The sequence below is a fragment of the Pandoraea fibrosis genome (genome assembly GCF_000807775.2).
In the GTDB taxonomy this organism is placed as follows: Bacteria; Pseudomonadota; Gammaproteobacteria; order Burkholderiales; family Burkholderiaceae; genus Pandoraea; species Pandoraea fibrosis.
In genome coordinates this window covers 3,682,543-3,694,983 of record NZ_CP047385.1, presented here as the reverse complement: position 1 = coordinate 3,694,983, position 12,441 = coordinate 3,682,543, and the positions used below count along the sequence as shown (strand labels likewise).

Sequence of the window (12,441 nt, the reverse complement as noted above, 5' to 3'; positions counted from 1 at the left end):
GCTCAATCGAGCGGCCTTTTTCATGGCGATGTCAACGCGCCGATCAGAAGTCCATCGTTGCGCTGGCAAGGAACGTGCGGGTCGAGCCCGGTAGCACGAAGCCGTTGTACGTCGTCGTCCAGTAGTGCTTGTCCGTCAGGTTGTTGATGGCGGCGCGCAAGACGACCGACCTGCCGGCGACACGCGTCGCGTACTTGGCCGACAGATCGATGGTGGTGTATGCCGGGATCGACAACGTGTTGGCTGCATCGACTTCCTGTTGGCCGGTGACCTTGACGCCTGCGGCGAGGGTCAGGCCGCGCACGAACGGGGTGTCATATTCGACGCGTCCGGTCACGACATACCGCGGCGCGGCGAAAATGCGCTTGCCCGCCACGCTCGGGTCGTCGACGTCCACCGCCTTCGTGTTGAGCAACAGCACGCCGCCCATCAGACGCCAGTCATGCGCGAGACGCACCCAACCGCTCGCATCCAGCCCCTGGAAGCGCTGCGTGCCGTCCTGCACGTAGTAGTTCGCCTGATTGGTGTAGCCATAACCGCGCTCGACGCGGAACAGCGCAAGATTCGCGCCCCACGTCTGTTTGTCGGCCTTCCAGCCCACCTCGTACTGCTTGCTGGTGAGCGGCCCGAAGGTCTGCGGGAAGTTGACGTTCGTGATGCTTGCCGAGCCGCCCGGTTCCAGCGATTCGACGTAGCTGACATAGGCCGTCGAGTCGTTGTCCGTCTTGTACATCAATGCGACGGTCGGCGAGACAGGTTTCGCGCGGTAGGACGTGCTCGTTTGTCCAGAGATGTCGTACAGATCATCGTTGAACTGGGTGTAGCGCAGGCCGGCCAGCAACGAGATGCGTGAGGTGATGCCAACGGTGTCGCTGACATAGATCGCGCGCTGCGAGATTTTCTCGCTGCGATACGGCTGATAGTCCAGTCCGACGTCCTGATTCGGCAACAGCGACGGGTTGTAGATGTTGCTCGTGCCGAGCGAAATCCCATTGCCGCCGTCGCCATTGTCGTTGAGCTTGACCTGACTCTGGTAGGCCACGCCGAACACCACGTCGTGCTTGAGCGGGCCGGTGGTGAATTTGCCCTGCAACATGGCGTCCCAGGCCTGATAGTAATAGGCGGTTTTCCACTTGTACTGCGTGTCGGCGTAGTCGCCTGCCGCGTTGAGCACAGACAGGAAGCTGTCGCCGTTCAGGCGATTCTGGCGGGCGAAGCGATACTTGAAGTTCGCTTTCCACTGGTCATTGATGCGGTAATCGAGCGACGTGCCGGCCGTGAGGGAATCGGTTTCGTAATACGTGAACGGCTGGGCGAGATTACGGGCGACCTTGTTCGCGTCGGGCACGGCACCCGCACCGGCGAAGCTCATGCCAAACAGCGTGCCGGTCGTCTGCCGTTTCCAGTACGCCACGTCCGCTGTCCATGTAAGGTCGGGTGTGATGCGAAAGTCGGTTGCGAACGAGATCGTCTTGCGACGCACGTGGTTGTTCGGCTCGGCGGTGTTGCCTTCTTCGTTGACGAGATTGAGGCGGTAGCCGAAGCGATCGTCGGGACCGAAGCGTCCGCCGAGATCGAGTTTTTCGCTCCACACATTGCTGGCTTCATAGCCTACCGAGAACTGACGCAGCGGCTCGTCCGTCGGTCGTTTGAGCACGTAATTCACGATCCCGCCGGGCGCGCCGAAACCGTACATGAAGCCGGACAGTCCCTTGAGCAGTTCCACCTGTTCGAACGGTTCGAGCGGAATGTCCGCCTGCCATGAGACGAAATTCTGACCATCGACTTTGGTGCCGTCGAGCATGTCGACGCGCATGCCGCGCACGGCGAAATACGAGTTCTCGTTACGCTTGTTTTCCGAGAGCGTGGTGACGGCCGGGTCGTACTTGAATGCGTCCGTCGCGGTCTGGGCCATCTGGTTCTTGATCTGCTCGCTGTTCACGGCGACGACCGAGAACGGCGTATCGACGGCGCGTCGCGTACCCAGTGCGCCGCTCGACACACGCTCGACCTTGATGTCGTCGTCGCGCCCGGCGGACACCGTCGTGGCGGGCAAGGCGGCCGTGCCCTGCGACGCGTTCACGGACGGTTGCGTATCCGGCGTCTGCTGGGCATGGGCGCTGCCCGAAGCCAGCGTCAGCGACGCGGCGCAAATGGCGAACACGCCGGCCACGGCGCGTGACATCGAGGACGGTGAGAGTGGCGAAGCGGGGTAGGCTGTCAGATCATGCGCGGCGCGTGTGCGAGCGAAACCGCGCCCTGCGAGCGGGCGGTGGTGCAACATCGGTGTGAATCTCCCTGTTGGTGATGCGTCGTGTGCCGACGGTTACGTCTTGAAAACGGTCTTCTTATGTGGGGACGGGCAAACGGGCTGTTGCAGGCGCCGGAGGGCGCCTGCGAAGCCAGTCAGGTTTGTGCCGGGTCCGGCTGCTCGGGCAGCGCTGGGTTTTCGTTGGGGCTGTCTTGACGAGCAACAGCAGTGCGCTGCGGGGTACGCGACGTGTCGATGCCGCGTGACATCCGGCCCTCGGCCGCAGCAGGGTGTGCCCAGACGCTGTACGGATCGCCGTGGCGGGCGCGTCGCCATGTTGCGCGCGCGAATAGCGCGAAGATCACGGCCCCGACGATGGCGATCAGATCGACGCCGGCGAGTACCCAATCGCCCGACGCGAGCGAATGCACGAGATTGTCCGGCGTGAGCACGGCATCGACTGCCGGAATCGTCAGGCAGGTGAGGGCTGTCGCGACCAGCAGTCCCGTAGCGGCCACGGCCGGTGCCGTGAGTGCCGCAAAGCCGACCGAGATGGCGAGCGTCGCGACGAAAATCGATAGCGCTGTCGTGCCGGGCGCCACAACGGCGCCGACGAAGGCCACAGCGATTCCGAGGCAGGTGCCGAGGAACACACCGGCCGTGGCTTTCGCCATCCAGCGCAGATTGGCGGGCTGAATGGCTGCATTGCGCTTGCGACGAGACTCGAGCCAGAGCAGGTTGCCGCTATAGACCAGCACGGCCCCCATCAACCCGAGTACGAAGTACACCCAACGCATGACGTCGCCCGCGAAGTTACCGAAGTGCGCGCCATAGATCATGCTCATCACGGCGTGGTTGGCGTCGCGCAGGCCCGGGCTATGCTGGCCGACGATCTCGCCATCGTTCAGGCGCACGGCCACCGCAGCAAACACGCCCAGCGAGTCGTTGGCCTCGCCGTAGACTTCAGCCACCGCATCGGGCTTGCCGTAGCCGGTCCAGGCGATAGCGGTCGCCTCCATGTCGGGCGCGGCCTGCTCGGCGCGTGCCAGTACGGCCCGCAAGTCGAGCGGTTTGCCATCCACCGGGGCGATCTTGGCGGGCACCGCGCCGGTCACCTGCGGGATCTGCGACATCAGCTTGCTCTCGAACGTCACGACGTTGAACGCCATCATCAGCGGCAGGCTCAGGCACAACAACGCGCCAGTGAGGGCAAATACGATGTGAAACGGCAGACTCAATACGCCGATGGCGTTGTGGGCGTCTTGCCAGAAGCGCTTGAGATTGCGCCCTGGGCGCAGCGCGAAGATGTCGCGCGTGACGCGCGGCAAGTGCACGATCACGCCGGAGATCAGCGCCATGCCATAGAACAGCGACACCACCCCCATCAGATACAGGCCATAGGTCGGGATCGACAGCGAGTAGTGCAGGGCGTTGATCGTGCTCGACAGCCCGGGGCGGGCGTCGCCGATGACCAGCGACGGGGCGCCACCGTCGGCACTCAGGCCCAGTCTGGCCTGCATCCATTCGCCGCTGGGCGCTTGCCAGTAAGCGAAGGGCGTGGGCGAGTGATTGGGCAGCACCACGCCCATCTGCGCACGTGCCGCCGGATATTTCGCACGAACCATCTCGGCGAGCTGTTCCGTTTGCGCGAGCGAGAGCGGTGCATGGCGCGTGGCCGGTTGTTCCCAGCGTTCGATTTCGTGATGGAACACGGTCAGGGCACCGCCGAGCATGGCGATGAACAAGGCGAAGCCGGCCACGATGCCGGCCCACGTATGGACACTCAGAAATTGACGCAGCGTTTGGGCGCGCATGGGACGATCCTTACCAGACGGCGCGCGCCAGCAGCAGCGCGGCCCAGGCGACAACGGTGGTGGCGCCAAGGCCGACCCACGCGTGCGTGGCGGTGCGGCTCGCGAAGACGACGGCGAACAGGCCGAGCCACACGAGCGGGAAGAGCGCAATGACAGGGATGACGGCCGTTTGCCAGCCGGCGGGCGTCATGTATGCGATAGCGCCGCACAATGCCATGGCGGCGAAGAAGCCGAGCACGAGGCCCGCGAAGGTTCTACTCCACATGAGCGTCTCCGCGCAGCCAGTGCCAGCCGCCAGCCGCGTAAGGCCAGAAGAGCAAACCGAAACACAGTGACATGAACGCGGCTGCGATACCGGCGGAGGGACCGGCGGCTTGCCACCAGCAAGCGAGGCTCGCGATCGCAGCCGCGAGCGATAGCGCCCGCGCGGGCTGTGCCGCCAGTCGCCGTGCTCGCAAGCGCTGGTGCTCCGAGGTGAGATAGCAGGCACCGCCTGCCAGCCATGCCAGTGCAATGGCCAATGCAATCAACATGCGTGGGAATCGCTGAAAAATGTCGCTGCGCAAGCAAAAACGCCGCCCCGGGGGCGACGTGGCTGACGAAGCCAATCCACAAACGGTCCTCGTCGAACGTTTTGGTCATCTATTCAAATCGATGAAGATGCAAACGTTAACGAAAACGATTCGCATTTATATCATGATTCAGATAAATCCCGAAAGAGTCCGACTTAATTCCGTTAGGCGACGACGGCGTTGCGTGGTAAGGAGGCAACGGCGCGAGTGGCGCCGTCGTCTCTCCATGGGCGGGATATTGGCGGAGCGTCGGCGAGGCGGCGTCGATCAGGCCGTGGCGGCTGTGCCTGTCGCCAGTGTGCCGGCCGGAAGGGGGCCCGCGAACTGACGAAAGACGGCGTGCCAATACGGAATTTCCGGTCCGGCGGTCGGCTGGGCGGTATCGATTGACGGCAGCAGATGCCAGGGGGCCGTCGGGTACTGGTGATGCACGCGATGCAGATGCTGGTTGAGTAGCAGTGCGCGCGCCGGCACTGCCGCACGGAAGTTGCGTGCGCGTGCGGGCTCGTCCATCCCAACGCCGTAGTGCGGCAGGTTATCGGCGATCGATAGCCAGACGCCGCGTGCCGCGAACGTTGCGAGAAACACCGGCCACCATGGGCCATACGCCCAGAGAGCGACGGCCAGCGCAGCGAGCAAGACGAGAAAGTCGCGCTGAATCCGGCGGCGGCGCACCGGATCGGACGCGAACATGACGACCCGCCGACGCACATCCTCATCTTCCGGATCACTGCCGAGCGCACGCATGGCGAGCGAGGGCAGGCGTCGCACGGGCAACCATGCGATTACCGGGGCGAAGACTTCCGCGAGCCACATGCCGCCCAGCAGTCGCGACTGGTAGCCGAGCCAGGTTTGTGCGCGACGGGCCACCGACGCATTCGCGGGCAGCGCCGAAATATCGGGGCGGTCGAAGGGCTGACGCGTAAATCGGTGATGCATGAGGTGTCCGAAGCGCATGATCTCGAACGGCAACCCGAGCAGCAGCGACAGGGCGCGGCCGGTACGCTCGTTGGCGCGAGCGTTCAGGCGCAACTGGCCGTGAATGGACTCGTGAATCAGCCCCCAGTGCATCGGGGTGAGCAACAGCACCGGGATCAGCGTCCATGTGGCAACGTCTCCCCAATGGCGTAGTGCCCAGCCGAGTCCCAGCCATTGCCAGAGTCCAGTGAGTCCCGTCAGGCCAATGAGCCAGGGATTCCAGCGCGATGGTCGGGCATGACGCCACAAGGCGGGAGACACCATCGTCTCCGAGGTCAGGGGGACGGGATGGTCAGGCGATACCGGGGTAACAGAAACAGCGGCGGACGTGGCGGTGTCGATCTCTGCCGGACGCGCAACGACATTCTCCATGGGGTCTCCGTGACGTGAGGGCCGTGTGCTGGCGCCATCATACGCAAACAGGGTATGACCAGACACGGTGGCGACGAGTGTAAGTCGCGTCTCGGGATGGAAATATGTCAGTCGTGTTGCAGCGCCTTACTTGCGATGCCTTGCCGGCAAGTCATCTCAAGCTATCGCATTGTGCGACGCCCGCTTCGGTGAGGCGGGCGAGGCGCAGACCTCGCTCACCGTCTTCGAGCGAGACCCAGCCGGCATCGGTGAGCACGCTGAGATAGCGCAGCAGCGTGCTCATGGGCAACGCGCTGCGCTTCGCCAGGCGGGCGAGCGAGAGCGACTCGCGGCCCTCGCGGCGGCCGTCGGCCAACGTTGCAAGCAGGCGAGCCAGGTCCTGCTCGGCCTGTGCAAGGCTCGCGTCGACGGCCGAGGTCTCGTCAGCCATGGCGGCGCTCCAACAGCACCGGGATCGACTTCGACGTCGGGGTGCCTGCGCCGTCGGCAACGGCATCGAGTGGCACCAGCCCGTTGGTCTCGGGGTAGTACGCCGCGATGCAGCCGCGCGGAATGTCGTAGGCGACGAGCAGGAAGTCATCGGCCCGCCGGGCGATCCCGTCGTGCCAGACGCCCACGATGTCGACACGTTCACCGGCCCGCAAGCCCTGCGCATCCAGATCCTCGATATTCGCGAAGACGACACGGCGTTGCCCGAACACACCGCGATACCGGTCGTTCAGGCCGTAGATCGTGGTGTTGTATTGGTCGTGCGAGCGAATCGTGGCGAGTTGCAGCACGTCGGCGCTGCGCTTGCCTGCCTGACGGCGCGCTACGTCGATGGGCAACTCGCGCGGCAACGGATGAGTGGTGAAGTTGGCGCGTCCATTCGCCGTCAGCCACTGACGCTCCGACGGTGGCACGGCCAGCCGGAACCCGCCCGGATGTCGCACGCGGCGGTTGAAATCTGCAAAGTCGTCGAAGGTGGCAGCGATGGCATCGCGAATGCGGTCGTAGTCTTGCACATACCAATGCCAGTCGTCGTGGCCGGCGAGGGCGCGGCCCATGGTGGCCTGCGCCATGCCTGCCACGATGGCCGGCTCCGAGCGCAGATGCTCCGACGCCGGGGGATTGATGCCGTAGGACAGGTGCACCATGCTCATCGAATCTTCGACGGTGACGCCCTGCACGGTGCCGTTCTGCATGTCGATCTCGGTGCGCCCGAGGCACGGCAGGATCAGCGCATCGCGTCCATGCACGAGATGGCTGCGATTGAGCTTGGTGGCCACATGCACGGTCAGATCGCACTGACGCAGACCTTCCCACGTGCGCGGCGTGTCGGGCGTGGCCATCGCAAAGTTGCCGCCCATGCCGATGAAGACCTTGATATGCCCGGCCAGCATTGCCGAGATCGTGTCCACGACGCCGAGTCCTTCGCGTCGGGGAGGGGCGAAATCGAACGCCTCGCCGAGCCGGTCGAGAAACGCGGCCGAGGGCTTTTCGTTAATGCCCACGGTGCGATCGCCCTGCACGTTGCTGTGCCCGCGCACGGGGCACAGCCCTGCGCCGGGGCGCCCGATGTTGCCGCGCAGGAGCATCAGGTTGACGATCATCTGAATGGTCGCCACGGCCTGTTTGTGCTGAGTGATGCCCATGCCCCACGTTGCGATGACTCGCTCGCCACGCAGATAGACGTCGGCAATCTGGCACATCTGCGCTTGCGAAACGCCGGACGCCCGTTCCAGATCGTCCCAGTGCTCGGCGCGCACGTCGGCGGCGAAGGCCTCGAAGCCGTGGGTGTGTTCTGCGATGAAGGCATCGTCGAGTAGCGCCGGCTCGCCGTTTTGACGCGCTTCGGCGTCGCGCTCCAGCACATGTTTGATGACACCTTTGACGAAGGCAAAGTCGCCGCCGCTCGCGGGCGTGACGTAGTGCCCGCTGATCGCGGTGCCTCCCATGCTCAGCATCTCGGCCGGACTCTGCGGGTCGGCGAAGCGCTCCAGTCCACGCTCGTGCAGCAGATTGACCGACACAATGGTGGCGCCGCGCCGGGCGGCTTCGCGCAACTCGCCGAGCATGCGCGGGTGATTGGTCCCGGGGTTCTGACCGAACAGCAGCAGCGTGTCGGCCAGTTCGAAGTCTTCGAGCGTCACCGTGCCTTTGCCCAGTCCTACGACTGGCGGTAGTCCCACGCTGGTCGGCTCGTGGCACATGTTCGAGCAGTCGGGGAAATTGTTGGTGCCGTATTGGCGGACGAAGAGCTGATAGAGGAACGCGGCCTCATTGCTCGTGCGGCCGGAGGTGTAGAACGCCGCTTGATCGGGATCGGGCAGGGCGCGCAGGTGTTCGCCGATCAGTGCGAAGGCGTCGTTCCACGCGATGGGCTGGTAGCGATCGGTAGCGGCGTCATAGCGCATGGGATGCGTGAGACGGCCGTAGCCTTCGAGCGTGTAATCGTCCAGCGTCAGCAGATCGGTCACGCTATGTTCGGCAAAGAACGCTGGGGTGACGCGTCGTTTGGTGGCCTCGGCGGCAACGGCCTTCGCACCGTTCTCGCAAAACTCGAAGGTTGAGGCATGTTCGCGATCAGGCCACGCGCAGCCGGGGCAGTCGAATCCGCTGGGCTGGTTTGCGCTGAGGAGAGTGCGTGCGCCCTTGAGCGGAATGCCTTGGGTAACGAGTTGGATGGCGACGTTCTTGAGCGCGCCCCAACCACCGGCGGGACGATCGTAAGGGGCAATTTTCGGGGCAGACATGACGCAGGTTCAGGCAAAGGTGGTTGGCGCGGTGCGTCGACATGGGGGAACGCCACGGCCAAGGACAAACGTTAACGCCAAATCGGCAAATTGATGCATAATTGAAGCGCATCGCGACGGTGATTTCGTAGGGATGTCGGTGCGAAATACCCTGTTAAATCGACGTTTGTCGGCATCTTATCAGGATTTTGCATAGATTGATTTATGCAATGAATAGCATATAAGGTGAGTCAATGAAGCGCATTTCCATCGCCCCTCAGCTCTGTTTCCGGCACGACGGCAACGATCTTCCGCTCGACAAGGTGTTGTCGTTGCTCACGCAGGTGCAGACGCACGGCAACTTGCAGGCCGCCAGTCAGGTGCTGGGCCAGTCGTACCGTGGCGCGTGGGGGCATGTGAAGGAAATCGAATCGCTTATGGGGGCGCCACTGCTGACCATGGCGCGCGGGCGTGGTGCGGTGCTCACGCCCCTGGCGCAGCGGCTGCTATGGGGGCAAAAGCGATTGCAGGCGCGACTGGGGCCGCTGTTGGAGACCATGGCGTCGGAGTTGCAGACCGAACTCGATGATCTGTTGTTGCAGGAGAGCGATCAATTGCGTCTCTTTGCGAGCCACGGACTGGCCGTCGCCGCGCTGGTCGACTTCGCGGGGCGTGCCGGTTTGCCTATCGACGTGAGTTATCGCGGCAGCATCGAGGCGATTGCCGCGCTGGCGAAGCACGAGTGTGAAGTCGCGAGTTTTCATGTGCCGATCGGCGCACTCGCGGAGCCGGTGCTGGATCACTACGGCCCGCTGCTCAAGGGCAAGTCCTATCGGGTGGCCGATGTGGCGTCTCGTCGACTCGGGCTGATCGTTGCGCGAGGGAATCCGCTCGGCATTCACTCGCTTGCCGATTTGCCACGCACGGGTGCCCGGTTCGCGAACCGTGAACGCGGGTCGGGCACGCGCATCATCTTCGATCTCCTGTTGGCGCGCGAGGGCATCGATCCGTCCGCCATCGCGGGGGCAGAGAACATCGAATTCACACATGCGGCCGTGGCGGCTTACATTGCGAGCGGTCGCGCGGACGCAGGGCTGGCAATCGAAGCGGCCGCGAGTCAGTTCGGCCTGGACTTCCTGCCGATCCTGACCGAACGCTATTGCCTGATGTTTCCGGAAAGCGGCAGCGATTCTCCGCATCTGCAAGGGTTGCTGGAGATTCTGCAAAGCGGGGAATACCGGCAGGCCGTGCATGCCATCCCCGGCTACAGCGAGGCATCCACGGGGCGGGTCACGCCGCTCGCCGAGGCATTTCCCTCACTAGGCTGATGTTTTATATGTAATCGTTTGCATATGGTGTGCACGAGGTTTCACGCTGGAGAACCTCCGGTCGGCGCGGCTCCTGCATACGATGCATGTTGCTATGCAGCGAACGATGCGAAATTGAGCCATCGGTGTTTCCACGAGGCTTGTTGGGGCGAGCCGTTTGCACTAATGTCCTAAGTACCGAGCCCCCAGAAACGTGCTGTCATCATATGCAACAAAGAACATATGAGACGCCGTTTTGCCTCAGGAGACATTCGAGATGGTGCCCACACCTCACGCGACGCTCGCGCCCTTGCTGGCTCGCCACGCCGGCCATGCGCACGAGTTGTTGCCGCTGCTGCATGCGCTGCAAGACCGCGACGGTTACATCGACCCGGCCCATGTGCCTGCGATTGCGAGCGCGCTCAATCTTTCCCGTGCCGAAGTTCACGGCGTGATCACGTTTTATCACCACTTCCGCAGTGCGCCGCCGCCACCCATGGTGGTGCAGGTTTGCCGCGCGGAAGCGTGTCAAAGCCGCGGAGGAGAAGCGCTCGTCGCCCACATCGAGGCGTGTACGGGCGCGTCTGTCGACGGGGCACCATGCCATGGTGTTGGCGTCGAGTCGGTGTATTGCCTGGGACAATGCGCGTTGTCACCCGCGGTGACGATCAACGGCGAACTGCATGCCCGTGTGAGTCCGTCGCGGTTCGATGCCTTGCTGGCATCGGCCGCGGTGCGCGAGGAGGACGCTCATGTCTGAGTCTTCCAAGCCAACTTCGCCTCTGGCCACCTATCGCATATACATCCCGCGTGATTCTGCTGCCCTCGCCTTGGGGGCTGACCCACTGGCGGCCGCTGTGGCAAAGGAAGCTTCCCGGCGCGGCGTGAACGTCGAGATTATCCGCAATGGTTCGCGCGGCTTGTTCTGGCTTGAGCCGCTTGTCGAAGTGGCGACACCGGCCGGGCGGGTTGGGTACAGCAACATGCAGGCGTCGCAAGTGTCCGCGCTGTTCGACAGCGGATGGCCGGCGCGCGCAGCGCAAGACGCCGGACAGGAATCGTCCACGGCAACCCCCGACGGCAGTTGGGAGGCGGCGATGCCGGCTTGTGTCGGGTTGGTGGATGCGATTCCGTATCTCGCGCGTCAACAGCGTTTGACGTTCGCACGGGTGGGCGTGACCGATCCCCTCGACCCGGCGGACTACGAGGCACATGGCGGTCTGGCAGGACTGCGCGCGTGCCTGGCGCTCGATGCCGAATCCGCCTGCCAGACCGTGCTCGACTCGGGATTGCGCGGTCGCGGCGGCGCGGCCTTTCCGGCGGGCATCAAGTGGCGCACCGTGAGCCGTGCCGAATCGCCGCGCAAGTACGTCGTATGCAATGCAGACGAAGGCGACTCGGGCACGTTTGCCGACCGGCTCATCATGGAGAGCGATCCGTTCGTGCTCATCGAGGGGATGCTCATTGCTGCGCTGGCGGTCGGGGCGAGCGAGGGCATCGTCTACGTGCGCAGCGAGTATCCGCACGCCATTGCAACGCTCGAAGCCGCCATCGAGGTGGCACGCCGGGAAGGCTGGCTAGGCACGAATGTGCTGGGTTCCGGGCGGGCGTGCGAGTTGCGCGTCGCCAAGGCCGCCGGGGCCTACATATGCGGCGAGGAAACCGCGCTGCTCGAAAGCCTCGAGGGCAAGCGTGGCGTGGTGCGGGCGAAGCCGCCGATTCCTGCGCTCGCCGGCCTTTTCGGACAACCGACACTCATCAACAACGTCATTACGCTGGCCAGCGTGCCGTTCATCTTTGCGCATGGCGCGGCGGTGTATCGCGAGTACGGCATGGGCCGCTCGCAGGGGACGCTGCCGGTGCAGCTTGCCGGCAACATTCGCCGCGGCGGGTTGGTGGAACTGGCGTTCGGCGTGACATTGCGCACGCTGCTCGACGACTTTGGCGGTGGCACGGCGAGTGGGCGTCCTGCCAAGGCGATTCAGGTCGGTGGCCCGCTGGGTGCCTATTTGCCGAGTGCACAGTGGGACGTGCCGATGGATTACGAAGCGTATGCCGCACTTGGGGCGGTCGTCGGCCATGGCGGCGTGGTCGTGCACGACGACACGGCGGATCTGGCGGCGCTGGCCAGTTACGCGATGCAGTTCTGCGCGCATGAGTCATGCGGAAAGTGCACGCCGTGCCGCATCGGGTCGACACGCGGCGTCGAAGTGATCGAACGTATCCGGCGGGGAGACGCGTCGGTGCGGCAAGTGCAACTGCTGCACGATCTTTGCGACACGATGGTGGCGGGGTCGCTATGCGCGATGGGCGGCATGACGCCGTTTCCGGTGCGCTCCGCGCTAGAACATTTTCCGGCGGATTTCGGTCTGCCCGATGGCGCCGGGTGCGCCGAAGCCGCCTGACGCGCGAGCGCCGGGGAGGGAGGAGAAC

At 64.2% G+C, this 12,441-nt stretch carries 10 protein-coding genes; 3 read left to right on the top strand and 7 right to left on the bottom strand.

Going from position 1 to position 12,441, the window contains the following annotated elements; all coding sequences use genetic code 11:
* Window positions 1–43 precede the first annotated feature (43 nt).
* The 7 genes from PI93_RS16195 to PI93_RS16165 all read right to left on the bottom strand — a co-directional run bounded on the left by PI93_RS16195 (window position 44) and on the right by PI93_RS16165 (window position 8,722).
* Entirely contained in the window at window positions 44–2,284 is a 2,241-nt protein-coding gene (locus PI93_RS16195; protein ID WP_080759413.1) for a TonB-dependent siderophore receptor, read from the bottom strand.
* A gap of 122 nt (window positions 2,285–2,406) precedes the next feature.
* On the bottom strand, window positions 2,407–4,065 hold the full coding sequence (locus tag PI93_RS16190; RefSeq protein WP_052240992.1) for a PepSY-associated TM helix domain-containing protein: 1,659 nt from the start codon (window positions 4,063–4,065) through the stop codon (window positions 2,407–2,409).
* Window positions 4,066–4,075: 10 nt separating this feature from the next.
* Window positions 4,076–4,330, bottom strand: a complete 255-nt coding sequence (locus PI93_RS16185) for a hypothetical protein (protein WP_052240993.1) — start codon at window positions 4,328–4,330, stop codon at window positions 4,076–4,078.
* On the bottom strand, window positions 4,320–4,598 hold the full coding sequence (locus PI93_RS16180) for a hypothetical protein (protein ID WP_144400448.1): 279 nt from the start codon (window positions 4,596–4,598) through the stop codon (window positions 4,320–4,322). Before PI93_RS16180 ends, PI93_RS16185 begins: the two co-directional genes overlap by 11 nt.
* A 306-nt stretch (window positions 4,599–4,904) precedes the next feature.
* Window positions 4,905–5,987 carry a fatty acid desaturase family protein gene (locus tag PI93_RS16175; RefSeq protein ID WP_080759414.1) on the bottom strand — a complete coding sequence of 361 codons (1,083 nt, stop codon included), beginning with the start codon at window positions 5,985–5,987 and terminating at the stop codon, window positions 4,905–4,907.
* Between the two features lie 151 nt (window positions 5,988–6,138).
* The gene (locus tag PI93_RS16170) at window positions 6,139–6,417 is read right to left on the bottom strand and encodes a helix-turn-helix domain-containing protein (RefSeq protein WP_039374415.1); all 279 of its coding nucleotides are present in this window, start codon (window positions 6,415–6,417) and stop codon (window positions 6,139–6,141) included.
* Window positions 6,410–8,722 carry an FdhF/YdeP family oxidoreductase gene (locus PI93_RS16165; RefSeq protein WP_039374416.1) on the bottom strand — a complete coding sequence of 771 codons (2,313 nt, stop codon included), beginning with the start codon at window positions 8,720–8,722 and terminating at the stop codon, window positions 6,410–6,412. Before PI93_RS16165 ends, PI93_RS16170 begins: the two co-directional genes overlap by 8 nt.
* Window positions 8,723–8,955: 233 nt before the next feature.
* Here PI93_RS16165 and PI93_RS16160 point away from each other — a divergent pair, with 233 nt between their 5' ends.
* From PI93_RS16160 to PI93_RS16150, 3 genes are all read left to right on the top strand, one after another.
* Window positions 8,956–10,029: a substrate-binding domain-containing protein gene (locus tag PI93_RS16160; protein ID WP_039374417.1), complete on the top strand. Its 1,074-nt coding sequence runs from the start codon at window positions 8,956–8,958 to the stop codon at window positions 10,027–10,029.
* Between the two features lie 256 nt (window positions 10,030–10,285).
* A complete protein-coding gene (locus PI93_RS16155; RefSeq protein ID WP_039374418.1) occupies window positions 10,286–10,768 on the top strand; it encodes an NAD(P)H-dependent oxidoreductase subunit E in 483 nt (160 codons plus the stop codon).
* Window positions 10,761–12,413, top strand: a complete 1,653-nt coding sequence (locus tag PI93_RS16150; protein ID WP_052240995.1) for a formate dehydrogenase beta subunit — start codon at window positions 10,761–10,763, stop codon at window positions 12,411–12,413. The genes PI93_RS16155 and PI93_RS16150 overlap by 8 nt, the downstream gene beginning before the upstream one ends.
* The last annotated feature ends 28 nt before the right edge of the window (window positions 12,414–12,441 follow it).